25 protein-coding genes and 1 pseudogene are annotated in these 25729 nt (G+C 71.6%); 22 read left to right on the forward strand and 4 right to left on the reverse strand.

Going from position 1 to position 25729, the window contains the following annotated elements:
* From infB to rbfA, 3 genes are all read left to right on the forward strand, one after another.
* Window positions 1-2418, forward strand: a 2418-nt coding sequence (gene infB / locus JT362_RS18825) for a translation initiation factor IF-2 (protein WP_260192648.1), incomplete at its 5' end; no start/stop codon positions are given.
* Between the two features lie 76 nt (window positions 2419-2494).
* The gene (locus tag JT362_RS18830; RefSeq protein ID WP_260192649.1) at window positions 2495-2791 is read left to right on the forward strand and encodes a DUF503 domain-containing protein; all 297 of its coding nucleotides are present in this window, start codon (window positions 2495-2497) and stop codon (window positions 2789-2791) included.
* Window positions 2792-2812: 21 nt separating this feature from the next.
* Entirely contained in the window at window positions 2813-3262 is a 450-nt protein-coding gene (rbfA, locus tag JT362_RS18835) for a 30S ribosome-binding factor RbfA (protein ID WP_260192650.1), read from the forward strand.
* 4 nt (window positions 3263-3266) lie between these two features.
* Here rbfA and JT362_RS18840 read toward each other — a convergent pair whose 3' ends face one another.
* Both JT362_RS18840 and JT362_RS18845 read right to left on the reverse strand, forming a co-directional pair.
* Window positions 3267-3437 carry a hypothetical protein gene (locus tag JT362_RS18840; protein WP_260193249.1) on the reverse strand — a complete coding sequence of 57 codons (171 nt, stop codon included), beginning with the start codon at window positions 3435-3437 and terminating at the stop codon, window positions 3267-3269.
* Window positions 3373-3885: a Uma2 family endonuclease gene (locus JT362_RS18845; protein ID WP_260192651.1), complete on the reverse strand. Its 513-nt coding sequence runs from the start codon at window positions 3883-3885 to the stop codon at window positions 3373-3375. Before JT362_RS18845 ends, JT362_RS18840 begins: the two co-directional genes overlap by 65 nt.
* Window positions 3886-4188: 303 nt before the next feature.
* Between JT362_RS18845 and JT362_RS18850 the strand changes: the two genes are divergently transcribed.
* The 8 genes from JT362_RS18850 (at window position 4189) to JT362_RS18885 (ending at window position 13052) form a co-directional block, all read left to right on the forward strand.
* Complete coding sequence (locus JT362_RS18850; protein ID WP_260192652.1) at window positions 4189-4869, forward strand: alpha/beta hydrolase; 681 nt, start codon at window positions 4189-4191, stop codon at window positions 4867-4869.
* 167 nt (window positions 4870-5036) lie between these two features.
* On the forward strand, window positions 5037-6035 hold the full coding sequence (locus JT362_RS18855; protein ID WP_260192653.1) for a DHH family phosphoesterase: 999 nt from the start codon (window positions 5037-5039) through the stop codon (window positions 6033-6035).
* A 113-nt stretch (window positions 6036-6148) separates the two neighbouring features.
* Entirely contained in the window at window positions 6149-7381 is a 1233-nt protein-coding gene (locus JT362_RS18860; protein WP_260192654.1) for an extracellular solute-binding protein, read from the forward strand.
* A 76-nt stretch (window positions 7382-7457) separates the two neighbouring features.
* Entirely contained in the window at window positions 7458-8390 is a 933-nt protein-coding gene (locus tag JT362_RS18865) for a carbohydrate ABC transporter permease (RefSeq protein ID WP_260192655.1), read from the forward strand.
* A 66-nt stretch (window positions 8391-8456) separates the two neighbouring features.
* Window positions 8457-9287, forward strand: coding sequence for a carbohydrate ABC transporter permease (locus JT362_RS18870; RefSeq protein WP_260192656.1), 831 nt, complete (start codon window positions 8457-8459; stop codon window positions 9285-9287).
* Window positions 9288-9410: 123 nt separating this feature from the next.
* Window positions 9411-10529: an ABC transporter ATP-binding protein gene (locus JT362_RS18875; RefSeq protein ID WP_260192657.1), complete on the forward strand. Its 1119-nt coding sequence runs from the start codon at window positions 9411-9413 to the stop codon at window positions 10527-10529.
* A gap of 119 nt (window positions 10530-10648) precedes the next feature.
* Complete coding sequence (locus JT362_RS18880; RefSeq protein ID WP_260192658.1) at window positions 10649-11527, forward strand: SIS domain-containing protein; 879 nt, start codon at window positions 10649-10651, stop codon at window positions 11525-11527.
* A 166-nt stretch (window positions 11528-11693) separates the two neighbouring features.
* Window positions 11694-13052 carry a Gfo/Idh/MocA family protein gene (locus tag JT362_RS18885; RefSeq protein WP_260192660.1) on the forward strand — a complete coding sequence of 453 codons (1359 nt, stop codon included), beginning with the start codon at window positions 11694-11696 and terminating at the stop codon, window positions 13050-13052.
* On the opposite strand, the gene JT362_RS18890 is transcribed toward JT362_RS18885, so the two are convergent.
* Window positions 13049-13567, reverse strand: coding sequence for a CGNR zinc finger domain-containing protein (locus JT362_RS18890; RefSeq protein ID WP_260192661.1), 519 nt, complete (start codon window positions 13565-13567; stop codon window positions 13049-13051). The genes JT362_RS18885 and JT362_RS18890 overlap by 4 nt on opposite strands.
* Window positions 13568-13629: 62 nt before the next feature.
* Between JT362_RS18890 and JT362_RS18895 the strand changes: the two genes are divergently transcribed.
* A complete protein-coding gene (locus tag JT362_RS18895) occupies window positions 13630-14928 on the forward strand; it encodes an MATE family efflux transporter (protein WP_260192662.1) in 1299 nt (432 codons plus the stop codon).
* Here the strand turns inward: JT362_RS18895 and JT362_RS18900 are convergent.
* A complete protein-coding gene (locus JT362_RS18900; protein WP_260192663.1) occupies window positions 14869-15513 on the reverse strand; it encodes a TetR/AcrR family transcriptional regulator in 645 nt (214 codons plus the stop codon). The genes JT362_RS18895 and JT362_RS18900 overlap by 60 nt on opposite strands.
* Window positions 15514-15611: 98 nt before the next feature.
* Here JT362_RS18900 and JT362_RS18905 point away from each other — a divergent pair, with 98 nt between their 5' ends.
* From JT362_RS18905 to JT362_RS18950, 10 genes and pseudogenes are all read left to right on the forward strand, one after another.
* Complete coding sequence (locus tag JT362_RS18905) at window positions 15612-17822, forward strand: MMPL family transporter (protein WP_260192664.1); 2211 nt, start codon at window positions 15612-15614, stop codon at window positions 17820-17822.
* Between the two features lie 27 nt (window positions 17823-17849).
* On the forward strand, window positions 17850-19172 hold the full coding sequence (locus JT362_RS18910; protein WP_260192665.1) for an MFS transporter: 1323 nt from the start codon (window positions 17850-17852) through the stop codon (window positions 19170-19172).
* Window positions 19173-19197: 25 nt separating this feature from the next.
* On the forward strand, window positions 19198-20103 hold the full coding sequence (gene truB / locus JT362_RS18915) for a tRNA pseudouridine(55) synthase TruB (protein ID WP_375546524.1): 906 nt from the start codon (window positions 19198-19200) through the stop codon (window positions 20101-20103).
* Between the two features lie 80 nt (window positions 20104-20183).
* On the forward strand, window positions 20184-20573 hold the full coding sequence (locus tag JT362_RS18920) for a hypothetical protein (protein ID WP_260192667.1): 390 nt from the start codon (window positions 20184-20186) through the stop codon (window positions 20571-20573).
* A gap of 31 nt (window positions 20574-20604) precedes the next feature.
* Window positions 20605-20718 (forward strand): annotated as a pseudogene (locus JT362_RS18925) (bifunctional riboflavin kinase/FAD synthetase); the annotation flags it as partial.
* Between the two features lie 88 nt (window positions 20719-20806).
* Window positions 20807-21667, forward strand: coding sequence for a bifunctional riboflavin kinase/FAD synthetase (locus JT362_RS18930; RefSeq protein ID WP_260193217.1), 861 nt, complete (start codon window positions 20807-20809; stop codon window positions 21665-21667).
* Window positions 21668-21813: 146 nt separating this feature from the next.
* Window positions 21814-22293, forward strand: coding sequence for a helix-turn-helix domain-containing protein (locus JT362_RS18935; protein WP_260192669.1), 480 nt, complete (start codon window positions 21814-21816; stop codon window positions 22291-22293).
* 22 nt (window positions 22294-22315) lie between these two features.
* Entirely contained in the window at window positions 22316-22879 is a 564-nt protein-coding gene (gene thpR / locus JT362_RS18940) for an RNA 2',3'-cyclic phosphodiesterase (RefSeq protein WP_260192670.1), read from the forward strand.
* A 111-nt stretch (window positions 22880-22990) separates the two neighbouring features.
* Window positions 22991-23260: a 30S ribosomal protein S15 gene (gene rpsO, locus JT362_RS18945; RefSeq protein ID WP_260192672.1), complete on the forward strand. Its 270-nt coding sequence runs from the start codon at window positions 22991-22993 to the stop codon at window positions 23258-23260.
* Between the two features lie 222 nt (window positions 23261-23482).
* Complete coding sequence (locus JT362_RS18950; protein WP_260192674.1) at window positions 23483-25729, forward strand: polyribonucleotide nucleotidyltransferase; 2247 nt, start codon at window positions 23483-23485, stop codon at window positions 25727-25729.

Raw genomic sequence — 25729 nt, forward strand, 5'->3', positions numbered from 1 at the left:
CGGGTCGGCAACCCCCCGTTCGGCGTCGGCGCGGGCGCCCCGCCGTCGCGGCCCCCGGGGCCGCGACCCGGTGGCGGTGGCCCTGGTGGCCCCGGCGGCGACCGTGCGGCCCGTCCCGGTGACGCGCGGCCGGCACCCGGCCCGCGCGGCGGCGGCAACGCGCCGTCCGGCGGCGGCAACCGGCCATCGCCGGGCAACATGCCGCCCCGGCCCAACCCGGGCATGATGCCGCCCCGACCGGCTCGTCCGGCCGGTGGTGGCCGCGGTGGTCCCGGCGGCGGCCGTGGCGGTCCCGGTGGTCCCGGCGGCGGTGCGCGTGGTGGTCCCGGCGGCCCGCGCGGTGGCGGCGGCGGTGGCGGTGGCTTCCGCGGTGGTCCCGGTGGCGGCGGTGGCGGCGGTGGCGGTGGCTACCGCCCCGGCGGTGGCGGTGGCCCCGGCGGTGGCGGTGGCTTCCGCGGTGGCGGTCGTCCCGGTTCCGGCGGCGGTCGCGGCGGTGCCGCGGGCGCGTTCGGTCGCCCTGGTGGGCCGTCCAGGCGTGGTCGCAAGTCGAAGCGGCAGAAGCGCCAGGAGTACATGGAGAACATGCAGGCGCCCAGCGTCGGCGGCGTCCGCCTGCCCAAGGGCAGCGGCGAGACGATCCGGCTGCCGCGCGGTGCCTCGCTGACCGACTTCGCCGAGAAGATCAACGCCAACCCGGCGTCGCTGGTGCAGGTGCTGTTCCACCTCGGTGAGATGGTCACCGCGACCCAGTCGGTCTCCGACGACGTGCTCGAGCTGCTCGGCACCGAGATGAACTACAAGGTGCAGGTGGTCAGCCCGGAGGAGGAGGACCGCGAGCTGCTGGACTCCTTCGACATCACCTTCGGCGAGAACGCCGGTGGCGAGGAGGCGCTCCAGGCCAGGCCGCCGGTCGTGACCGTCATGGGTCACGTCGACCACGGTAAGACCCGCCTGCTGGACACCATCCGCAAGACGACCGTGCACGAGGGCGAGGCCGGCGGCATCACCCAGCACATCGGCGCCTACCAGGTCGCGGTCGACGTCGAGGGCAACGAGCGGCTGATCACCTTCATCGACACCCCGGGTCACGAGGCGTTCACCGCCATGCGTGCCCGTGGTGCCAGCTCCACCGACATCGCGGTGATCGTGGTCGCCGCCGACGACGGTGTGATGCCCCAGACGGTGGAGGCGATCAACCACGCGCAGGCCGCCGAGCTGCCGATCGTGGTCGCGGTCAACAAGATCGACAAGGAGGGCGCCAACCCGCAGAAGGTGCGCCAGCAGCTCACCGAGTACGGGCTGGTCGCCGAGGAGTACGGCGGCGAGACGATGTTCGTCGACATCTCGGCGCGGCAGAACATCAACATCAACGGGCTGCTCGAGGCGGTCGTGCTCACCGCGGACGCGTCGCTCGACCTGCGGGCCAACCCCGAGATGGAGGCGCAGGGCGTCGCCATCGAGGCGCACCTGGACCGCGGTCGCGGCCCGGTCGCCACGGTGCTGGTCCAGCGCGGCACGCTGCGGGTCGGCGACTCGATCGTCGCCGGCGACGCCTACGGCCGCGTGCGCCGGATGGTCGACGAGTTCAACGACGACGTCATCGAGGCGAACCCGTCGCGGCCGGTCCAGGTCATCGGCTTCACGTCGGTGCCGGGTGCCGGTGACACGTTCCTCGTCGTCGAGGAGGACCGCACGGCCCGGCAGATCGCCGAGCGTCGCGCGGCCCGCATGCGCAACGCGGCGAACGCCCAGCGGCGCAAGCGGATCAGCCTCGAGGACCTGGACTCCGCGCTCAAGGAGACCAGCCAGCTCAACCTGATCATCAAGGGCGACAACTCGGGTACCGTCGAGGCACTCGAGGACGCGCTCACGAAGATCGAGGTCGGCGACGAGGTCGAGCTGCGGGTCATCGACCGCGGTGTCGGTGGCATCACCAAGGCCAACGTGGACCTGGCGATCGCGTCCGACGCGATCATCCTCGGGTTCAACGTCCGCGCCGAGGGCAAGGTCACCGAGCAGGCCAACCGCGAGGGCATCGACGTCCGGTACTACTCGGTCATCTACCAGGCGATCGAGGAGATCGAGCAGGCGCTCAAGGGCATGCTCAAGCCGGTCTACGAGGAGGTCGAGCTCGGTCGCGCCGAGATCCGCGAGGTGTTCAAGTCCTCGAAGGTCGGCACGATCGCGGGCTGCATGGTGCTCTCCGGGGAGATCCGGCGCAACGCCAAGGCCCGGCTCATCCGCGACGGCTCGGTCATCCACGAGAGCCTGCCGGTCAGCTCGCTGCGGCGGTTCAAGGACGACGCGGTCGAGGTCCGCGAGGGCTTCGAGTGCGGTCTGACGCTCGGCTCGTACGGCGACCTCAAGGTCGACGACATCATCGAGACCTACGAGCTGCGCGAGAAGCCGCGCGACTGACGTCAGCCACCCGGTCGCCGCGCTCCCTTTCCGGGGGCGTGGCGACCGGGCAAGTTCTCGTGGAAAGTGATACCCGTTGTACGTGGGGGCCCTGGAGCTGGATGTCGTGCTCGGTGACATCCGTTCCCTGAAGGAGAAGCGTTCCGCCGTGCGGCCGGTGATCGCCGAGCTGCGCCGGCGGTTCGAGGTGACCGTGGCCGAGGCCGGTCACCTGGACAAGTACCGCCGGTCGTTGATCGGCGTGGCCGCGGTGGCGGCCGACGCCGGGCACGTCGGTGACGTGCTCGACGCGTGCGAACGGCTGGTCGCCGGGCGCCCCGAGCTGGAGTTGGTCTCGGCGCGCCGGCGCTGGCTCGGCCCGAACGACGAATGACACGGTCAAGGAAGGAACGTCGTGGCTGACGCACCACGCGCCCGCAAGCTCGCCAAGCGCATCGCGCAGATCGTCGCGTCCGCGCTGGAGCACGAGGTCAAGGACCCCCGCCTGGCCCGAGTGACGATCACCGACGCACGGGTCACCGCCGACCTGCACGACGCGACCGTCTACTACACGGTCCTCGGCGACAAGCTCGACGCCACCCCGGACACCCGGGGCGCCGCCGCCGCACTCGAGTCGGCCAAGGGCGTCCTGCGCTCCCGGGTCGGAGCCGGCACCGGCGTGCGCTTCACCCCCACCCTCACCTTCGTGGCGGACACGGTTCCCGAGGACGCCAAGCACATCGACGACCTGCTGGCCCGCGCCCAGGCGGCGGACGCCGAGGTCGCCCGCCTGGCCAACGGCGCCCAGCCGGCCGGCGACGCCGACCCCTACCGAGCCCCCCGCGACCCCGACGACGAGGAGTGATCCCTCACGGCCGCAGGCTCGCCGGATCGAGACTCACCGGCACCGGCGCGGCCGTGATGGTGACCGCGCGGCCCGGTCCGGCAGTGGTGTCCTCGACGTAGCGTCCGCCCTTAAGGACGTGCGTGCTCACGGTGCTGCCGAGGCGGCCTTGGTCGACCATCCAGAGGAACGGCACGCCCGCGTCCGTGTAGGCGGCGGTGATGGTCTCCCGGTCGGCGCGCGTGGCCCGGCGACCAGATCTCCACCACGAGTTCGAGGTCGTCGGGCCCGATGCTCGTACCGCCCGGTCTGGTGTTCAGCACGGCGACGTCCGGGATCAACGCGGTTCGCCAACCGGTGCTGATCCGCACCCCGACTCCACTGACCGCGTACAAGTCGGAGCGGCCGGCATCGCGAAGAGCGTGCTTGAGGACCAGGCGCAGTTCGTCGACGGCGTACTGGTGCTGGCCGGACGGGGGAGGGCTCGTGTGCAGGTGGCCGTAGACCAGCTCGAGGCGCGAGCCATCCGTGGGATGGTCCCGCGCAAACCAGTCATCGACCGTGTTCGGGCCGATGTAGTGATCAAGAGTCACCGGCCCAGTACTACCTGATCGACCTGGGACGTGCCTGTGTCCGCTGGTCATCACGCCACCGTCGCGCAACTGTCGAAAGTCACGAAACCGCCCCGAGTCGAGCACGGCTTCGCTACTCTCGGTGCCGCTGATCCGACGACGACTGCCAGCTTGGGGTGAGACGTGCCTGCAGGCGACCTTCGCCGATCGCGGCGAGACGTCCTGCTTGGTGCTGTCGGCTTGGGCCTCGCGGCCGCCGGCTGTGCATCAGAGCCAGAGGACGTTCCTGTCAGAACCGGCGCTACCAGTTCCGCGCCAGGGACCCTGTCCGCCGCCACTCCCACGGCGCCGCCCGAACCGGTCACCGTCGAGCGGGTGCGGTCGGCGGCCAGGGGCACCGAGGTCGAGCTGGTGGTCATGCGGCCGGAGGACGCCGGCCGGGAGCTGCCGGTGTGCCTGGCGCTGCACGGCCGGAACGAGGGCGCCGGCATGTTCGTCGACCTCGGCCTGCCGGACGTCCTGACCTCGCTGGTCAACTACCAGGGCGTCCCGCCGTTCGCGGTGGTCGCGGTGGACGGCGGGGACTCCTCCTACTGGGTCTCGCGCGACTCCGGCGACGACCCGCAACGGATGCTCCGCGAGGACATGCCGGCCTGGCTGGCCGAGCGGGGCCTGTCCACCAACCCGTTCGCCGTACTCGGCATCTCGATGGGCGGCTACGGCGCGCTCAACTACGCGACGAACGTGCACAACCCGGCGGTCGCGGTACTCAGCCCGGCCCTGTTCCTGAGCTGGCCGGAGGCCGAGGCGCGGGACGTGTTCACCGACGAGCAGCAGTGGCGCGAGACCGACCCGCTGCAGAACCTGGACGACATCACCGGCCTGCCGATCGGCGTCTGGTGCGGCGAGACCGACCCGTTCATCGACGGCGCCCGCCGGCTGATCGAGCAGGCCGGACCGACGGTCGCCGAGGTCGAGCCGGGTGACCACGACGACGTCTACTGGCGCAAGGTCCTCCCCGACGCACTCAAGTTCGTCGGCAGCCACGTGGCCTGACCCGCACAAACAGCATCCGCGCCGTGCGAATGGACCATTCGCACGGCGCGCTCCTTGATCGCCGTGACCCACCGGGCCACGGTGGAGTCATGGCCCAGATCTCAACTCCACAACCATCCACCGCTCGTGCACTGGACGCGGCCGCTCCGTTACGTGAGGCTGTCCGCGTGCCGTCCACCGACCTCGCCGCCGCCACCGACCTGCTGCGCGGCGCAACCGACGTGACCCTGCTGGCACACGTCACGCCGGACGCCGACGCGCTCGGCAGCGCGCTGGCACTGGGCCTGGTCCTGCACCGGCGCGGCGCGGCCGTCCGGGTCTCGTTCGGCGCGCCGGACGAGACGCCGGAGTCCCTGCGCTGGCTCGACTCGGCCGGGCTCGTCGTTCCGGCCGACGCGGTGCCGCCCGCCGCCGACCTCCTGGTCACGGTCGACTGCAGCAGCGTCGACCGGCTGGGCCGGCTCGGCGGCCTGGTCGAGGCCACCGTCGCGGGCGGGGGAGCGGTTCTCGTGGTCGACCACCACGCGAGCAACACCCGCTTCGGCACCCACCACGTGGTCGACGACGGCGCCGAGGCCACGACCGTGCTGGTCGCCGCCCTGCTCGACGAACTCGGTATCCCACTCGACGCCGACCTCGCCCGGTGCCTGTACGCGGGCCTGGTCACCGACACCGGCTCGTTCCAGCGGGCACGACCGGCCACCCACGCGCTGGCCGCCCGGCTGATCGAGGCGGGCGCCGACCCGGCGGTCGCCGCCCGCGAGCTGTTCGGCAACCATCCGTTCGCGTTCCTGCGCATGCTCGGCGCGGTGCTCGGCCGGGCGGAGCTGGAGCCGGACGCGGCCGGCGGGCTCGGGCTGGTGCACACGGCGGTGCGGCTCGACGACCAGGCGGGCGTCCGCGTCGAGGAGGTGGAGTCCGTGGTCGACATCGTGCGGACCACCGCCGAGGCCGAGGTGGCGGCCGTGCTCAAACAGGCGGGGCCCGACACCTGGATCGGTTCGTTGCGCGCCGCCGGAACGGTCGACGTGCGAGCGGTCGCCGCCCGGTTCGGCGGCGGCGGACACCGGCTGGCCGCCGGATTCACCGCGCACGGTGAGCTGCCGGAGGTCCTCGATCGGCTGCGGGACGCGTTGCGGATTCCGGTAACGCCCGCATCGGGTTGAGCACGGTCGGGCGTCGCGGAGTTGAACAGGTGGTATAAACCAATCGCCGCGCGGGTCGGGTGGGCCGGCGGCGACCAGCCAGGCGGACCGGCCCGGCGGAAACGGAGGAGAAGTTGAGGCGCGTCATCAAGGCAGCCGCGGTCGCGACCGTGGCCGCGCTCGGGCTCGCTGCCTGCGGAAGTGAGTCGGGCGGCGAGGGCGGCAAGACCGAACTCGATCTGCTGGTGCCGATCTACAGCGACAAGACCAAGCCGTACTGGGAGAACCTGGTCAAGGCCTTCCAGGAGGAGAACTCGGACATCCAGGTCAACCTGGAGGTCCAGAGCTGGGACAACATCTACACAGTGCTCGACAACAAGATCCAGAACCAGGCCGCGCCGGACATCCTGGAGCTGGACGCGGCCGGCCCGGCCTACGGTTCCGAGGACCTGCTCTACGAGGCCGAGGAGATCGTCTCGCCGGAGACCCTCGCCGACATCGAGCCGACGTTCATCGACAGCGCCAAGATCGACGGCGTCGCGTACGGCCTGCCGACCGTGGCCTCGACCAGGGCCCTGTTCTACAACAAGGACCTGTTGACCCAGGCCGGCGTCACGGCACCGCCGAAGACCTGGGACGAGCTGATGGCCGCCGCGCGGAAGATCTCCGACCTCGGCGGCGGCGTGCACGGCTACGGCATGCCGCTGGGCAGCGAGGAGGCCCAGGCCGAGACCTCGATCTTCGCCTACGGCGCCGGCGCGAGCTGGGAGTCCGACGGCAAGATGACCATCGACACCCCGGAGGCCAGGGAAGCCCTGACCTTCATGAAGGAGATGATCGACGCGGGGGTCACCCAGCCCGACCCGGGCGCCACCGACCGAACCCCGCTGCTCGACGTCTTCATCCAGGGCAAGATCGGCATGATCCAGGGCCTGCCGCCGATCGTCGGCCAGATCAACGAGAAGAACCCGGACCTGAACTGGGACATCGCACCCTCGCCGACCCCGGACGGCGAGCCGTCCACGCTCGGCGTCGCCGACTACTTCGTCGGCTTCGACAAGGGCGAGGAGAAGCAGGAGGCCATCTCGAAGTTCCTCGACTTCTTCTACCAGCAGGACAACTACCTCGAGTTCAACGAGAACGAGGGCTTCATCCCGGCCACCAAGTCCGGTGCCGAGGCGGCGGCGGACAAGCCGGAGCTGCAGGTCTTCCTGGAGACCCTGCCCGATGCGAAGTTCTACCCGGCCACCAACCCGGCCTGGGGCGCGACCTCGGGCGCGTTCAAGGATCTGGTCGGCCAGATCCAGAGCAAGCCGGTGGACGACGTGCTCGCGCAGATCCAGGCGAAGGCCGACGCACCGGCGTGAGCCCCAACCGTCCGGGACCGCCCACGCCGGGCGGTCCCGGACGGCCGACAGCATTCGACGAGGCTAGGAACGAGGCGTGACAGCACCGACCACCGCGCGCCGGTCACGGAACCAGGCGTTGAGACGGCGGGCCAGGCGGCAGACGACCCTGCACGCCCTGCCCTGGCTCGCGCCCGCGCTGATCCTGATCGGCGGCGTGGTCCTGTTCCCGGTCGGGTACATGATCTACACGTCGTTCCGGGACCTCACCCGGTTCGGCACCGACCGGGGCTGGGCCGGCTGGGAGAACTACGAGCGGGTGCTCGACCTCGGCCACCTGCCCAGGGTGCTGGTCAACACCGGCGTCTGGGTCGTCGGCGTGGTAGCGCTGAGCATCGGCTTCGGGCTGGTGCTCGCCCAGTTCCTGAACAAGCGGTTCCCGGGCCGCAAGATCCTCCGCATGGTGGTCATCGTGCCGTGGGCGGCGTCGGTGGTGATGACCTCGACCATCTTCGTCTACGGCCTCGACCCCTTCTACGGCATCATCAACAAGTTCCTGGTCGACGTCGGCATCCTGGACGCGCCGTTCGGCTTCCTGAAGAGCCCGCTGCCCGGTTTCCTGTCCGCGATGGCGGTCGCGGTGTTCGTGTCGGTCCCGTTCACCACCTTCGTCCTCCTCGCCGGCCTGCAGACCGTGCCGCACGACGTGCTCGAGGCGGCGCAGATCGACGGGGCGAACCGCACCCAGACCTACTGGCGCGTGGTGTTCCCGATGCTGCGCGGCGCTCTCGCGGTGGCCACGATCATCAACGTCATCAACGTGTTCAACAACCTGCCGATCCTCAAGACGATGACCGGGGCGATCCCCGGCTACGACGCGGACACCACGACCTCGCTCATGTTCAAGATCATCCAGAGCGACCGCCAGATCGACACCGCGAGCGCGCTGTCCGTGCTCAACTTCGTCGTGGTGGTCGTCGTCATCGGCATCTACCTGCGCGTCGTGCGCCCGATGCGGCAGGAGGACTGAGCCATCAGCACCGTCATCGACCGCCCGACCAGGGTCACCACCGGGGGCGAGGGCACCAGCCGGCCCGTGGCGCGGGAGAAGAAGCGCTGGGGCCTGACGATCGTCGGCACCGTCGTCGCGCTGGTGTTCCTGTTCCCGTACCTGATCATGCTGGTCGGCGCGTTCAAGCCGCGGCGGGAGATCCTCCAGGTCCCGCCGGCCTACCTCCCGGACAACTGGGAGCCCGGCAACTTCCTCACCATGTGGGACACGCCGGAGACGCCGCTGCCGTTCAACCTGCTGTCCACGGTGGTCATCTCGCTCGGCGGCACCGCGCTCGCCCTGCTCGCCGCCCTGCCCGCGGCCTACTACACCGCGCGGCACCGGTTCCGGCTGCGCCTGCCGTTCCTGCTGCTCGTGCTGGTCACCCAGATGCTGCAGCCGACGGTGCTGGCCTCCGGCCTGTTCCGCGAGTTCGTCGAGCTGGGGATCAACGACACCTGGCTGGCGATGATCCTGGTCAACGCCGCGTTCAACCTGTCGTTCGCGGTGTGGATCATGCACAGCTTCTTCGCCAGCGTGCCCAATGAGATCGAGGAGGCGGCCTGGCTCGACGGCTGCTCCAAGGGCCAGTCGCTGCGCCGGATCATGCTGCCGCTGGTGTGGCCGGGCATCGTCACCGCGGTCATCTTCACGTTCATCGCCTGCTGGAACGAGTTCGCGGCCAGCCTGATCCTGCTGCCGACCGACGTCAACCAGCCGTTGACGGTGGCGTTGACCCGGTTCATCGGCCAGTACGAGTCCGCCTGGCAGTACGTCTTCGCGGTCTCGATCATCGGTATTCTGCCGGTCGTGGCGCTGTTCGCGCTGATCGAGAAACACCTCGTCTCCGGCCTCACCGCGGGCGGGGTGAAGTGAGATCGTGATTCTGAATCGTGGTGTTCACGGGTTTGTTCATCTAGATTGTTCTGTGCTCGAGCGCCGGTCTCGCACCGGGCCGACAACGGGGTGCGGTCTCTGACCGGCGATGAAAGGACAGCCATGGCAACTGTGACCTTCGACGGCGCGAGCCGTTACTACGCGGGCAACGACAAGCCCGCAGTCGACCAGCTGGATCTGGAGGTCGAGGACGGCGAGTTCCTGGTGCTCGTCGGCCCGTCCGGCTGCGGGAAGTCGACCACGCTCCGCATGCTCGCCGGCCTGGAGGGCGTCGACGAGGGTGCGATCCGCATCGGGGAGCGCGAGGTCACCAACCTGCCCCCGAAGGACCGGGACATCGCCATGGTGTTCCAGAACTACGCGCTGTACCCGCACATGACGGTGGCCGACAACATCGGCTTCCACCTCAAGATCAAGAAGATGCCGAAGGCGGAGCGCGCCGAGCGGATCCAGGAGGCCGCCAAGCTGCTCGACCTGGAGCCCTACCTCGAGCGCAAGCCGGCCAAGCTCTCCGGTGGCCAGCGCCAGCGCGTGGCCATGGGCCGCGCGATCGTGCGTCGCCCGCAGGTGTTCTGCATGGACGAGCCGCTGTCCAACCTCGACGCCAAGCTCCGCGTGCAGACCCGCACGCAGATCGCCTCCCTGCAGCGCCGCCTCGGCGTCACCACGATCTACGTCACCCACGACCAGGTCGAGGCCATGACGATGGGCGACCGGGTGGCCGTGCTCAAGGACGGCGTCCTGCAGCAGTGCGACACCCCGATCGGCCTGTTCGGCAAGCCGAAGAACCTGTTCGTCGCCGGCTTCATCGGCTCGCCCGCGATGAACCTGATCCCGGCCAAGGTCAACGGCGAGGGCGCGCTCATCGGCGGCCAGACCATCCCGCTGACCCCGGCCCAGCGCAGCGCGCTGACCGGCACCAACGTCGTCGTCGGCGTGCGGCCGGAGGGCTGGACGCTCAAGTCCGACGGCGAGGGCATCCCCGCGATGGTCGAGGTCGTCGAGGAGCTGGGCAGCGACCAGTTCCTGTACTGCTCGACCAGCGCCGAACTGGCTTCGGTCGACACCGAGCCCGCGGACGAGGCCGAGGCCCCGCACACCGTCACCGTGCGCGCGCCGGGCATGTCGGCGTTCCAGCGCGGCGAGAAGGTCGCCCTCGTCCCGCAGCCGGGCGCGGTGCACCTGTTCGACGCCGAGTCGGGCGACCGCCTGCCCGACTGACCGACAACGCGTCAACCGCCGCCGGGTGCCCGTGGTACCCGGCGGCGGTGTTTTATGCTCGATATCGACACAGACCAATCACCTTCAAGCAGGATTCGGGCACCCCGGGGGACCGTGACGTGAGTTTTCTGTCCGAGGAGATCGCCAGCCAGCCGTCGCTGTGGGCCTCGTCCGCGCTCCGCGACCTGGCCGGAAGCGGCGACCTGCCGAAGCCGGGGGAGCGGGTGGCCGTGCTCGGCTGCGGCACCTCCTGGTACATGGCGCAGTCGTACGCGGCGCTGCGGGAGGCCGCCGGCCAGGGCGAGACCGACGCGCTCGCGGCCTCGGAGTTCCCGGCCGACCGGCGCTACGACCGGGTGCTGGCGCTGACCAGGTCCGGCACGACAACCGAGGTCCTGGCCGCGCTCGCCAAGGTCCCCGCCGGCACGCCGACGGTCGCGATCACCGCCGACCCGGCCACCCCGGTCAGCGACGCCGCCGGCGCGGTGGTCGCCCTGGACTTCGCCGACGAGCGCTCGGTCGTGCAGACCCGGTTCGCCACCTGCGCGCTGGTCCTGCTGCGCGCCCACCTCGGCGAGCGGCTGGACGGCCTGGCCGCCGACGGCGAGCGCGCCGTGGCCGCTCCGCTGCCCGCCGAGGTGCTGGACGCCGAGCAGGTCACCTTCCTCGGCACCGGCTGGACGTTCGGGCTGGCCAACGAGGCCGCCCTCAAGCTCCGCGAGGCGGCGCAGGCGTGGACCGAGTCCTACCTCGCGATGGAGTACCGGCACGGCCCGATCTCCATCGCCGCGCCCGGCCGAGTGGTCTGGGTGTTCGGCGAGCCGCCGGCGGGCCTGCTCGCCGACCTGGCCGGCACCGGCGCGCACGTCGAGCACGCGCCGGGAGACCCGCTGGCCGACCTGGTCCGGGCGCAGCGCCTCGCCGAGTCCCTGGCCACGGCACGCGGCCTCGACCCCGATCGCCCGCGCAACCTGGAGCGCTCGGTCATCCTCGGCTGACCCCGCGCCGACCACCGACCCGCCCGCCGTGCTGCACGGCATGCTCGCACCCCTGGGCGACGGCAACGCCGGTACTGCTCCGATCGGCCGTAGCCCTGCTGCATGATCGTGTGTGATAGTGCCTTCACGGACGCAACTTCACGCACAACGGATCGGGGAGTGTGCAATGAGCGAACAGGTGTCCCGCCGGGCGATGTTGCGTGGAGCCGCCGTCGCCGGTGTCGGGCTCGGAGTGGCCGGCACGACCGGGATCGAGGCGGCCGCCGAGGCCCCGCCGGCCAGGGGGCGGACGATGATCGGCGAACCGTTCCGGGCCACCGACGCGCCCCGGTTCGGCATCATCGGGCTCGGCAACCGGGGCGGCGGGATGCTCCCGCTGCTGCTCGCGATCCCGGGCGCCAAGGTCACCGCCCTGTGCGACATCCGCCCCGAGTTCGCCCAGCGCGCGGCGCGGACCGTCACCGAGGCCGGGCAGCCGGAGCCGGCCGTCTACACCGGCGGCGACGACGACTACGAGAACCTCTGCGCCCGCGACGACGTCGACTTCGTCTACATCGCCACCCCGTGGGAGTGGCACACCCCGATGGCGCTCACCGCGATGCGCAACGGCAAGCACGTCGGCGTCGAGTGCCCCATCGGGCTCACCCTCCGCGACCTCTGGGAGCTGGTCGACACCTCGGAGCGCACCCGCCGGCACTGCATCCAGCTGGAGAACTGCTGCTACGGCCAGAACGAGCTGCGCGCGCTGCGCATGGCGCACGACGGCAAGTTCGGCGAGCTGCTGCACGGCTCCGGCGCCTACCTGCACGACCTGCGCGAGCTGCTGTTCTCCAAGACCTACTACGAGGACCAGTGGCGCCGCCGCTTCCACACGAAGATCGACGGCGACCTCTACCCGACGCACGGCCTCGGCCCGGTCGGCGCGTACATGGACCTGCACCGCGGCGACCGGTTCTCCCACATGACCTCGATGAGCACGCCCGCGCTCGCCCTGGCCGAGTACCGCGCCGAGCACATGCCGCCCGGCGACGAGACCTGGCGCGAACGCTACGTCAAGGGCGACGTCACGATGAGCCTCATCCAGACCGCCAAGGGCCGGGTGATCCACCTCGCGCACGGCGTGTCCAGCCCGCACCCGTACTCCCGGCTGAACCACCTGGCCGGCACCAAGGGCGTCTTCGAGGACTACCCGCCGCGCATCTACCTCGAGCCGGACATGAGCGGCCACGAGTGGGGCTCGTTCGACGACTACGCGTCCTACGACCACTGGCTGTGGACCGACGTCGGCCCCGGTCCAGGCGGACACGGCGGTATGGACTACCTGATGCTGTACCGCCTGGTGCAGTGCATGCGGCTTGGCCTGCCGCCGGACATCGACGTCTACGACTCGGCCGCCTGGAACGCGCCGTTCCCGCTGAGCGTGCTGTCGATCCGGCACCGCGGCGCCTCGATCCCGTTCCCCGACTTCACCCGCGGCCGCTGGCGCACCCCGCACCCCGGCACCGACTCGGAGAAGCCCGCCTAGCGCCGCCGGGACCGGAACGCCGCCACGTGCATCCGGTTCGCGCAGCGCGGTGAGCAGAACCGCTTGGTGCGGTTGGACGACGTGTCCAGGTAGTAGTTCGCGCACCCGTCGGCGCCGCAGCGGCCCCACCGGTCGAGCCCGTGCCGGACGACGCCCTGCGCCATTCCCCACGCCGCCGCGGCCGCGACCTCGGTGGCCGGGGCGGCGTCGACGTCGGCGACGTGCACGTGCCAGTCCGCGATCTCGCCGTGCCCGGCCGACAGCCTCGGCCGCAGCGGGTGCGCGGACAACAGCGCGTTGACCTCGCGCAGCACGCCCTCGCCGTCGCCCGCCGCCGCCCGGTCGAGCACCCGGCGCAGGCCGGCCGCCACCGGAACGAGTGCCGCGACGTCCTCCGGTGTCGCCCGCTCGGACCACCACGGCTCGTCGTGCAGCGCGGCCCGCAGCGCGTCGACGCCGGTCAGCTCGATGTTGGCCAGGCGCAGCGCGACGTCGATGTAAGCGGCGTTGTCCATCCGCGGTCCTTACGGCTATCGTCAGGGGCGAAACCCACTTCAGTACCTTACCGGGGGAGTCCGTGGGACAACCGCTGCGGCAGGTTCTCGGGCTCGCCGTGCCGGCGCTCGGCGTGCTCGCCGCCGAACCGCTGTACCTGCTGGTCGACACCGCCGTGGTCGGGCACCTCGGCGCGGTGCCGCTCGGTGGGCTGTCGGTCGGGGCGATCGTGCTCGCGCAGGTCTCCACCCAGCTGACCTTCCTGTCCTACGGCACCACCGCCCGCGCCGCCCGCCTGCACGGCGCCGGCCGCCGGACCGAGGCGGTCGCCGAGGGCGTGCAGGCCACCTGGCTCGCGATCGTCGTCGGGCTGGTGCTGGTCGCCGCCGGGCAGGCGCTCGCCGGGCCGGTCGCGCGGCTGCTCGCCGGGCCGGGGGAGGTGGCCGACGCGGCAGTGTCCTGGCTGCGGATCGCGTTGTTCGGCATCCCGTTCATCCTGGTCACGATGGCCGGCAACGGGTGGATGCGCGGCGTCCAGGACACCCGCAGGCCGCTGCGCTACGTCCTGGCAGGCAACGGGATCTCCGCCGTGCTGTGCCCGGTCTTGGTCTACGGCGCCGGCTGGGGCCTGGAGGGCTCCGCGGTCGCGAACGTCGTCGCGCAGCTGATCGCGGCCTCGCTGTTCTTCCGCGCGCTCGCCGTGGAGAAGGTGCCGCTGCGGCCCCGGCCGGCGACCATGCGCGCCCAGCTCACGCTCGGCCGCGACCTCGTGCTGCGCAGCCTCGCCTTCCAGGCCTGCTTCGTCTCGGCCACCACGGTCGCCGCGCACACCTCGGTCGGCGCGGTCGGCGCGCACCAGATCGTGCTGCAGCTGTGGACGTTCCTGTCCCTGGTGCTCGACTCGCTGGCCATCGCGGCCCAGCAACTCGTCGGGGCGGCCCTCGGCGCGAACGACGACCGCCGGGCCCGCGGCCTGGCCCGGCAGGTCACCGGCTACGGCCTGGTGTTCGGCGCCGCGCTCGGCGTGCTGTTCGCCGCCCTGTCCGGGCCGCTGCCCGGCGTGTTCACCTCCGACGGCGCGGTGCTCGCGGAGATTCCGCACGCGTGGTGGTTCTTCGTCGCCCTGCAACCGGTCGCGGGCGTGGTGTTCGCGCTGGACGGCGTGCTGCTCGGCGCGGGCGACGCGGCGTTCCTGCGCACGGCCACGATCGGCGCGGCGGCCGTCGGGTTCCTGCCGATGGTGTGGCTCTCGCTCGCGTTCGACTGGGGTCTGGTCGGCATCTGGACCGGGCTGACCGCGTTCATGCTGCTGCGGCTGGCCTCACTGCTGGGCCGCACCCGTTCCGGCCGCTGGGCGGTGGTCGGCGCCGTGCGCGTCTAGCGGTGCCAGGTAGCCGACCAGGGCGCGCTTCAGCTCGGCCACCCAGGCGTCCCGGTCGTCGCCCGCGCCCAGGATCGTGCCGAGCAGCGCGCCGAAGATCTGGGTGGCCACCACCGCGGTCCGGTGCACCTCGCCGGCCGGCAGGTGCGGCAGCCGGGCCGCGATGACCGACCCGATCCGGCCGGCGACCGCCGCGTGCAGCTCGCGGGCCGGGGCGGCCACGTGCGCCGGCATGTCGGCGGCGGTGAACAGGGCCTTGAACCCGGGGTTGGCGACGTTGACCGCGATCATCGGGTCGACCATCCGGTCCACCAGTTCCGCCAGCGGCAGCGTCGCGAACCCGGGGTCGAACGCCTGCTCGTGCGCGTCGGCCAGGGCCGCCCGGTACCGCTCGGCCAGGCCCGCGGCCAGCGCCTCCTTGTTGCCGAAGAACTGGTACAGCGTGCCGGGCGACACACCGGCCCTGGCCGCGACCGCGTTGGTCGTGCCCTTCGCGTACCCGTGCTCGGCGAACACCTCCGCCGCCGCGTCCAGCAGCTGCGCCATCCGCCGTTCCCCCCGCGCCTGACGCTTCCGTTCGGTCATACAACTCCTTCGGGTTTGACAAACACGAGCAAACGCTCGTAATTTCGATTGCGAGCGATCACTCGTGTTCCTGTCGACCTTACCCCCTGGAGTCACCCGTGTCCCGTCCCGTGCTGGCCCGTCTCGGTCGGTTCGCCTACCGCAGACGCCGCCCGGTCCTCGTCGTCTCCGTCCTGCTCACCCTGCTGGTCGGCGTGTTCGGCGCCGGCGCGCTGAACGCCCTGTCGCTGTCGCGGATCGACGCGCCGGGCTCGGAGTCCGACCGGGCCCGCGCCGTGCTCGCCGACCAGTTCGACACCGGCCCGCCCAACCTCGTCCTGCTGGTCACCGCCAAGGACGGCACGGTCGACGACATCCGCGCCGACGGCGAGCGGCTGACCAGGGAACTCGCCGCCGAGCCCGGGGTCGCCGAGGTCGGCTCCTACTGGTCGCGCGGCGACTCACCGGCGCTGCGCAGCGAGGACGACACCGCCGGGCTGGTCCTCGCGCGCGTCCCCGGCGAGGTGAACGCCGCCCGCGAACGGGTCGGCGAGCTGGCCGAGCGATTCACCACAGAGACCGCCACCGTGCGGGTCGAGGCCGGCGGGCAGGACGTGGTGTTCCGCGAGATCGGCGCGCAGGCCAGGACCGACTTCCTGCGCGCGGAGCTGATCGTCATCCCGCTCGTGCTGGCGTTGCTGCTGCTGTTCTACCGCCGGATCACGCTCGCCCTGGTCACGCTCGGGGTCGGGGTGTTCTCCATCCTCGGCACGCTGGCGCTGCTCCGGCTGGTCGCCTCGGTCACCCCGGTGTCCACGTTCGGCGCCAACATCGCCCTGGTCATGGGGCTCGCGCTCGGTGTCGACTACTGCCTGTTCGTCATCGCCCGGTTCCGCGAGGAACTCGGCCGGGGCGCGACCGTCGAGGACGCGGTCGCCGGCGCGGTGCGCACGGCCGGACGCACGGTCCTGTTCAGCGGCATCACGGTGGCCACCTCGTTGCTCGCCCTGCTGCTGTTCCCGCTGTCGTTCCTGCGGTCCTTCGGCTACGCGGGCGCGTTCGTGGTGCTGACCGCGGTCGTCGGCGCGCTGGTGATCCTGCCCGCCGCGCTCGCCGTGCTCGGCCGGCGCGCGCTGCCGCGCCGGGAACGCGCGCCGAGGAACCTCTGGTACCGCCTGGCCAACGCCGTGATGCGCCGGCCGGTGCTGACCGGCGGCGCGATGCTGGTCCTCGTGCTGGTGGTCGCCTCACCGGCGCTCGGCCTGCGGTTCGGCATGCCGGACGCGCGGATCCTGCCCGCCGACTCGCCGGGCCGTGCCACCGCCGACGAGATCCGCGAGGGCTTCGGCCAGGAGGAGTCCGACGCCGTCTACCTCGTCGCGCCCGAGGCCGGTACCGGCGACGTGGCCACCTACGCCGCCCTGCTGTCCGACGTGGACGGCGTGGCCCAGGTCGACTCCTCGGCCGGCTCCTTCGCCGGCGGCGACCCGATCGGACCCGGCAGCGACCGCTTCACCTCCAACGGCGGCACCTACCTGGCCGCCATCCCCACCCAGGACGCCCTCCACGGCGACCCCGGCGACCTGATCGCCGACCTGCGCGCGGTTCCGGCCCCGTTCGACGTGCTCGTCGGCGGCAACCCGGCCGAGACCGTCGACTGGCGTGACGCGATGACCGAACGGTTGCCGCTCGTGCTCGCGGTGGTCCTGCTGCTGACCTTCGCCGTGCTGTTCCTGATGACCGGGAGCCTGTTGCTGCCGCTCAAGGCCACCGTGCTGAACCTGCTCAGCCTCGGGGTGATGTTCGGCGTGCTCGTCTGGGTTTTCCAGGACGGAAACCTCGCCGACCTCCTCGGTTTCACCGCGACCGGCACCCTGGAGTCGAGCATCCCGATCCTGATGTTCTGCATCGTCTACGGGCTGTCCATGGACTACGAGGTGTTCGTCGTATCGCGGATCCGCGAGGAGTACCTGTCCGGGAAGGACGGCCGCTCGGCGGTGGCACTCGGACTGCAGCGCAGCGGTCCACTGGTGACGGTCGCCGCGGTGATCCTGGCGGCGTCGTTCGCGGTCTACGCGACCGGCGGCGTGGTGTACCTCAAGATGATCGGCGTCGGCATGGCGGTGGCCGTGCTGGTCGACGCGGTACTGATCCGCGGCGTGCTGCTGCCCGCGTTCATCCGGCTGGCCGGCGACGCCAACTGGTGGGCGCCGGCCTGGCTGCGGCGCGTACACGAGCGGTTCGGGATCTCCGAGCAGGATGTGGGCAATCGCACGCTTAGCGATGCTAACGATGCGGGCCGCCGAGACGCTGTAGCCACGGGGACCTGAACCGGAGCGATCACGAAACGGAGCATTGTGCGCACGCAGCGGGGAGCACTGTCCATCTGGGCCATCGCGGTCCTCGTCTACCTGGCGGCGGTGTTCCACCGCACCTCGCTCGGCGTGGCGAGCCTCGAGGCCTCCGTGCGCTTCGGGGTCGGCCCGGCCGCGCTCGGCACGTTCACCGTGCTGCAGATCGGCGTGTACGCACTCATGCAGGTGCCCACCGGGCTGCTCGTCGACCGGTACGGTCCGCGCCGGGTGCTGACCGTCGCCGCGCTGCTGATGGGTGCCGGGCAGCTGCTGTTCGCGTTCGCCGTCTCCTACCCGCTCGGGCTGCTCGCCCGCGGGGTGCTCGGCGTCGGCGACGCGATGACGTTCGTCAGCGTGCTGCGCCTGGTCGCCGCGCACTTCCCGGCCAGGCGGTACGCGGCGCTGGCCGCGCTGACCGCCGCGCTCGGCGCCATCGGCAACCTGGTCTCGACGGTGCCGCTGAGCGCACTGCTCGACGGCGCCGGCTGGACCGCGACCTTCGCGGTGGCCGGTGCGGCGACCGTGCTGTACGCCGTCGTCCTGGCCACGCGGGTGCGTGACGGGGCGGCGGCGGAGCCGGACCGGGCGCCCGCCCGCACCGCCGGCATGGTGCCGTTGCTGCGATCGGTGCTCGGCCAGGTCCGGCTCGCGTGGTCCACCCCGGGCACCCGTCTCGGCTTCTGGGTGCACTTCTCCACGATGTTCGCCCCGGCCATGCTCGGGCTGCTCTGGGGCTTCCCGTACCTGGTGCAGGCGCAGGGGATGAGCGAGCCGGCCGCCGGCCTGCTGCTCGGCGTCCTGGTGGTCGGGGCGATCGTCGGCGGGCCGCTGGTCGGCACGGTGGTCAGCCGGTGGCCGGAGTGCCGGACGCCGCTGGTGGTCGCGTACCTGGTCACGGCGCTCGCGGTGTGGTCGGTGCTGCTCGGCTGGCCAGGTGGCCGGGTGCCGGCCGGCGTGCTGGTGGCCGGCTTCGCGCTGCTGTCGTTCGGCGGACCGGCGTCGTCGATCGGGTTCGCGCTCGCGCGGGACTACAACCCGCTGCGCCGCGTTGGCACCGCGACGGGCGTGGTGAACGTGGGCGGCTTCGTCGCGATCACGGTCTCCGCGCTGTCGGTCGGGGTGCTGTTGGCGGCGTTCGGGCCGCTCGGGCCGCAGACCGCGTTCCGGATCGCGCTGCTGTCGGTGGTCGTCGTGCTGGTGGTCGGCCTGTGGCGGACGTCGGTGTGGTGGCGGCGGGCGCGGGCCGCGGTGTTCGACGCGGAGGCCCGTGGCGAGGCCGTGCCGGTCCAGATCCGGCGCCGGGCCTGGGACCTGGCCCGGGCCTGAGCGAACGCTGCTGAATAATGGCGCGGTGCCCCCTCCCGCCACCAAACAGCGTGTCGTCGTGCCCCCCGGCCTGGTCGTGGTCGACAAGCCGGACGGCCTGACCTCGCACGACGTCGTCGCGCGGGTCCGGCGGATCATGGGCACCCGCAAGGTCGGCCACGCCGGCACGCTCGACCCGATGGCCACCGGGGTGCTGGTGCTCGGCATCGAGCGGGCCACCAAGCTGCTCGGCCACCTCGCCCTGGACACCAAGGCGTACCTGGCCACCATCTCGCTCGGCTCGGCCACCACCACCGACGACGCCCAGGGCGAGGTGCTGTCGACCGCGCCGGTCGACCAGGTCACCGACGAGGCGATCACCGCCGGGATCCGCGCGCTGACCGGATCCATCCAGCAGGTGCCGAGCGCGGTGTCTGCGGTGAAGGTCGACGGCAAGCGCGCCTACGCGCGGGTGCGGGCGGGGGAGGAGGTCGCGCTGGCGGCGCGGCCGGTCGAGGTCTCCCGGTTCGACCTGCTGGCCGCGCGGCGTACCGGCGAGACGATCGAGCTGGACGTGATGGTCGAGTGCTCCTCCGGCACCTACGTCCGCGCACTGGCCAGGGACCTCGGTGCCGCGCTCGGCGTCGGCGGGCACCTCGCGGCACTGCGCCGGACGAGGGTGGGCCCGTTCGACCTGCGGGTGGTGACCACGCTGGACCGGCTCGCGGACGCACCCGGCCTGTCGCTGCCGATGGACGCCGCGGTGGCCGCCGCGTTCCCCCGCCGGGACGTCGACGAGCGGTCGGCGGCCGCCCTGCTGCGCGGCCGGCGGCTGCCGGCGGCGGGCATCGCCGGCACCTACGGCGTGTTCGACCCCGCCGGCCGGGCGGTCGCGCTCGCCGTCGACGAGGGCGACGCCAGCCGTTCCCTCGTGGTGCTCACCCCGGCCTGAACCCGCTTTCCCCGCGATGAAAGCGACGGGAAAGCGTCGCCGAGATCCTCTTCCCACCACCGAGAGAGGGGAGAGCGAACATGAAGAGAACGACCAAGCGGGCCGGCCTGGTGGTCACGCTGCTGACGATGGTGACCATGCTCGTGCCGGCGACCGCTTCGGCCTCCGTGCCGATCTGGTACTCCAACCCGGCCAACTGCACAAAGGTCTCCACCGTCGCCGAGAAGACGTCCAACGGCAGGTTCGTCCAGCTGCGCCGGGGCATCTGCGGCGGTACGCACTACGTCTGGGCCCGCGCGAACGGCGGTTACGTCGTCGAACTGGGCGTCATGAACGGCAGTGGCCGCATCATCGCGACCGACAAGACGCAGAACGGGAGCGGGAACACGCACTACACCCGGGGCTACCGGTCCTACTCGAGCAACATCTACCTCGGTGAGGTCAGCTGGACCACCCCGGTCGCCTTCTGAGCCGGAAAGCGGTTCGGCATAGGGTGGGGGCGTGCAACGCTGGCGCGGGTTGGAGTTCGTCCCCGGTGGCTGGGGGCGCTGTGTCGCCACCATCGGGGTCTTCGACGGGGTGCACCTCGGGCACCAGGAGCTGATCAACCGGGCGGGGGGGGGGGCCCCCCCCCCCCCCCCCCCCCCCCCGGGGGGGGGCCCCCCCCCCCCCCCCCCCCCCCGGGGGGGGGCCCCGGGGCCCCCTGGCGGTGATCACCGGGGGGGTCGCGCGCGCCCGCGCGCGCGACGTCCCCAGCGTGTTGGTCACCTTCGACCCGCACCCCGCCGAGGTGGTGCGCCCCGGCAGCCACCCCGCCCAGCTGACCACCCTGAGCCGCAAGGCGGAGCTCGTGGAGGGGCTCGGCATCGACGTGTTCTGCGTGCTGCCGTTCACCCCCGAGCTGTCCAAGGTGCCGGCGGACGAGTTCGTGCACGAATTCCTGGTCGACCGCCTGCACGTCGCCGCGGTCGTCGTGGGACAGAACTTCACCTTCGGCCACCGGGCGCTCGGCAACGTCGAACTGCTCACCCAGCTCGGGCAGCGGTTCGGGTTCGCCGCCGAGGGGGCCAAGCTCGTCACCGTGCCCAACCACGGGGCCGCCGACGAGATCACGTTCTCCTCCACCTACATCCGCGCCTGCGTGAACGCCGGCGACGTGCGGGCGGCCGCCGCCGCGCTCGGCCGCCCGCACCGGCTGGAGGGCATCGTCGTCCGGGGCGACCGGCGGGGCCACGAGCTCGGCTTCCCGACCGCCAACCTGTCCACCCCCCGCTACGCCGCGGTTCCGGCCGACGGCGTCTACGCCGGCCGGTTCTCGCTGCTCAACGCGGCGAACCGGCCACCGCTGATGGCCGCGATCTCGGTCGGCACCAACCCGACCTTCTCCGGCCGGGAGCGTCGCGTGGAGGCGTTCGTGCTCGACGTCGACGAGGACTTCTACGGGCAGCGGGTGGCCGTCGACTTCGCGGACCGGCTGCGGGACATGGAGCGTTTCGACTCCTCCGATGCGCTGGTCGAGCGCATGCACGACGACGTGCGGCGGACCCGCGAACTCCTCTCCTGATCCGCCCATCACCCCTCCGGGTTACCCGGTGCCCGTGCAGAAGCGAAGAGCTGTCGGGATTTGCCGCGCGATCGCCCACGGGGCTGGCAAGATGCTGATTGATCCGGCGGCGGGGCACGGGTCGGTTACCCAGGGGAGAGGCGAAGGTGGAGGACCACAAGATCGTCCAGCGCAATCTCGCACTGCAGCGGGAGTGGTATGGCGAACCGCTCGGTGACCGGGTCCGCCGTCTCGTGGTCGCGTTCGACATCTCGCAGGCCTTCCTGGCCGACGTACTCGGCATCAGCGCGCCGATGCTCAGCCAGGTCATGTCCGGGCGCCGCGCCAAGATCGGCAACCCGGCGGTCCTCGCCCGGCTGATCATGCTGGAGCGCAAGGTCCTGGTGCCCGACGTCGCCGCCGGCAAGAAGGAAGCCATGATGCGGGCGCTCGACGAGGTCCGCAGCTCCCGCCCCTCGGTGACCAGGGACAACCTGCCCGTCGACATCGGGCGCAACGACCGCGTCGCCGTCGCCGCGCTGCGCCGGGTCGCCGAGGCGAACGACCTCACGGCCGCCGCGACCCTGCTCAACGCCCGCTTCCCCGAGCTAGCGGACCTGCTGCGGCGGGCTGGCCAGCCCCAGTGACGCGCCCCGGCGGCTGACCGCCATGGCCCGGCTGTTCTCCGCGATCGAGCTGCCCGCCACCGTGCGCGCCGAGCTCGCCGACCGCCTGCGCGACCTGCGCGCGAGCGATCCCGAGCTCGAGCGCGAGCTGACCTGGTCGCCGCCGCACGGCTGGCACATCACCCTCGGCTTCTACGGCGACCGCGAGCACGTGGACCGCCGCGGCGCGTGGTTCCGCCGGCAGGCCGCCGGGCTCGACCCCGCCCGGCTGCGGCTGCGCGGTGCGGGCCGGTTCCCCGGCGTGCTGTGGATCGGGGTCAACCCGATGGGCGAGCGGGACGCGGGCGCGCTGTCCGGCCTGGCCGGTGCGCTCGGTGCGGACATCACCGCCGACCAGTTCGACTTCGCCCCGCACGTCACCGTCGCGCGCTGGCGGCGCGGCGGCGTGCGCGGCGAGCGCGCGATCCAGGCGTCCGCGGCGCTGGCCGACTTCGCCAGCAGCTGGTGGCCGGTCACCGAGGTCGCCCTGTTCCGCTCCGACCGGGACGGCTCCGCGCCGGTCTACACCGCCGTCGACCGGGTGCCCCTGGCCAGTACGCAGCGTTAACGACCCACCTGCTAACCTCGGTGTTTGGGTCCGGCTGCGGTCCGTGGCGGCCGGTACCTGCATTCCCGTTCCGGGACCGCACGGCACATCTCAACCTCGAGGAGTACACGAGTGGCGCTGTCCACTGAGCAGAAGAAGACCATCCTCACCGAGTACGGCGTCCACGACAAGGACACCGGCTCGCCGGAGGCCCAGGTCGCGATGCTGACCAAGCGCATCAGCGACCTGACCGAGCACCTCAAGGTGCACAAGCACGACCACCACTCGCGTCGGGGTCTGCTGCTGCTGGTCGGCCGTCGCCGCCGGCTGCTCAACTACCTGACCAAGGTGGACATCGAACGCTACCGGTCGCTGATCCAGCGACTCGGCCTGCGCCGATAGACCCCGTCGGGGGAGCGGTCACCGCGACCGCTCCCCCGACGTCTATGTAAAACGAAACACCCAAGGGCGCCGCGCGCCGCGTACGGGGATCAGTCCGCCGGTCCTCGGTAGTGGTTCCCGGGTTTCGAACCCGAGGACTTCGATCGAAGACCGGCTCCGTGATCGCGAATTCCTGTGCCCCGTATGGGGTGAGCGCCCGCGATGAGAACGAGGAGCAACCGCATGACCGACTTCAGCGAAGCTGGAGTTCACGAGACCACCGCCGTCATCGACAACGGCAACTTCGGCAAGCGCACCATCCGCTTCGAGACCGGGCGCCTCGCGCGCCAGGCCGCCGGCAGCGTCGTGGCCTACCTCGACGAGGAGACCATGCTGCTGTCCGCCACCACCGCGTCCAAGCACCCGAAGGAGCACTTCGACTTCTTCCCGCTGACCGTGGACGTCGAGGAGCGGATGTACGCCGCGGGCCGCATCCCCGGCTCGTTCTTCCGCCGCGAGGGTCGTCCCTCCACGGACGCGATCCTGACCTGCCGGCTGATCGACCGGCCGCTGCGCCCGTCGTTCGTCGACGGTTTGCGCAACGAGATCCAGGTCGTCATCACCGTCCAGAGCCTCAACCCGGTCGACCTGTACGACGTGGTCGCGATCAACGCCGCCTCCGCGTCCACCCAGCTCGCCGGCCTGCCGTTCTCCGGCCCGGTCGGCGCGACCCGCGTCGCCCTGGTCGGCGAGCAGTGGGTCGCCTTCCCGACCCACGAGCAGCTGGGCAAGGCCGCCTTCGACATGGTCGTCGCCGGCCGGGTCGTCGGTGACGACGTGGCCATCATGATGGTCGAGGCCGAGGCCACCGAGAACGTGCTGGACCTGGTCGCCGAGGGTGCCACCGCGCCGACCGAGGAGGTCGTCGCCCAGGGCCTGGAGGCCGCGAAGCCGTTCATCAAGGTGCTGTGCGAGGCCCAGTCGCGGCTCGCCGAGGTCGCCGCCAAGGAGACCAGGGACTACCCGACCTACCCGGCCTACCAGCCGGACGCCTACGCCGCGGTCGAGGCCGCCGTCTCCGACGAGCTCGCCCAGGCGCTGACCATCGCCGGCAAGCAGGAGCGCGAGACCAGGATCGACGAGATCAAGGCCGCCACCCTGGAGAAGGTCGGCGCGGTCGACGGCGGTGCGTTCGAGGGCCGCGAGAAGGAGGTCGGCGCCGCGTTCCGGTCGCTGAACAAGAAGCTGGTCCGCCAGCGGATCCTGCGCGACAAGGTCCGCATCGACGGCCGGGGCCTCACCGACATCCGCCAGCTGTCGACCGAGGTGGCGCTGATCCCGAGGGCGCACGGCTCGTCCCTGTTCGAGCGCGGCGAGACCCAGATCCTCGGCGTCACCACGCTGAACATGCTCCGCATGGAGCAGCAGATCGACTCGCTGTCCCCGGAGACGCACAAGCGCTACCTGCACCACTACAACTTCCCGCCGTTCTCCACCGGCGAGACCGGCCGGGTCGGCTCGCCGAAGCGCCGGGAGATCGGCCACGGCGCGCTCGCCGAGCGGGCCCTGGTGCCGGTGCTGCCCAAGCGCGACGAGTTCCCCTACGCGATCCGCCAGGTCTCCGAGGCGCTGGGCTCCAACGGCTCGACGTCGATGGGCTCGGTGTGCGCGTCCACCATGTCGCTGCTCAACGCCGGCGTGCCGCTGAAGGCCCCGGTCTCCGGCATCGCCATGGGCCTGGTGTCCGACGAGGTCGACGGGAAGACCGAGTACGTCGCGCTGACCGACATCCTCGGCGCCGAGGACGCGTTCGGCGACATGGACTTCAAGGTCGCCGGCACCAAGGAGCTGGTCACCGCGCTGCAGCTGGACACCAAGCTCGACGGCATCCCGTCCGAGGTGCTCGGCGCGGCGCTCTCCCAGGCGCGCGACGCGCGGCTGACCATCCTCGAGGTGATGGCCGAGGCCATCGCGTCGCCGGACGAGATGAGCCCGTACGCGCCGCGGGTCACCAGCGTGAAGATCCCGGTCGACAAGATCGGCGAGGTCATCGGACCCAAGGGCAAGATGATCAACTCGATCACCGAGGAGACCGGCGCCGACATCTCCATCGAGGACGACGGCACCATCTACGTCGGCGCGGCCGACGGCCCGTCCGCGGAGGCCGCGATCGGCAAGATCAACGCCATCGCGAACCCGCAGCTGCCCAAGATCGGCGAGCGGTTCCTCGGCACGGTGGTCAAGACCGCCGCGTTCGGCGCGTTCGTCTCGCTGCTGCCGGGCAAGGACGGCCTGGTGCACATCTCCAAGCTGGGCAACGGCAAGCGCATCGGCAAGGTCGAGGACGTGGTGAAGGTCGGCGACAAGCTCCGGGTGGAGATCGCCGACATCGACCAGCGCGGCAAGATCAGCCTGGTCCCGGTCAAGGAGGACGCCGACCAGCCGGCCGAGGAGCCGGCGGCCCCGGCGGACGAGTCGACCAAGGCGTAG

This window comes from Actinophytocola gossypii (assembly GCF_025165815.1).
Classification (GTDB): Bacteria; Actinomycetota; Actinomycetes; order Mycobacteriales; family Pseudonocardiaceae; genus Actinophytocola; species Actinophytocola gossypii.

Bases quoted from the DNA above. Each gene is read 5' to 3' on its own strand.
- JT362_RS18845 (WP_260192651.1), bottom strand. From the start codon at position 3,885: ATGACCAGCGGACACAGGCACGTCCCAGGTCGATCAGGTAGTACTGGG.
- JT362_RS18890 (WP_260192661.1), bottom strand. From the start codon at position 13,567: ATGGACAACGCCGCTTACATCGACGTCGCGCTGCGCCTGGCCAACATC.
- JT362_RS18950 (WP_260192674.1), top strand. From the start codon at position 23,483: ATGACCGACTTCAGCGAAGCTGGAGTTCACGAGACCACCGCCGTCATC.
- JT362_RS18920 (WP_260192667.1), top strand. From the start codon at position 20,184: ATGAAGAGAACGACCAAGCGGGCCGGCCTGGTGGTCACGCTGCTGACG.
- JT362_RS18900 (WP_260192663.1), bottom strand. From the start codon at position 15,513: ATGACCGAACGGAAGCGTCAGGCGCGGGGGGAACGGCGGATGGCGCAG.
- thpR (WP_260192670.1), top strand. From the start codon at position 22,316: ATGGCCCGGCTGTTCTCCGCGATCGAGCTGCCCGCCACCGTGCGCGCC.
- JT362_RS18875 (WP_260192657.1), top strand. From the start codon at position 9,411: ATGGCAACTGTGACCTTCGACGGCGCGAGCCGTTACTACGCGGGCAAC.
- JT362_RS18885 (WP_260192660.1), top strand. From the start codon at position 11,694: ATGAGCGAACAGGTGTCCCGCCGGGCGATGTTGCGTGGAGCCGCCGTC.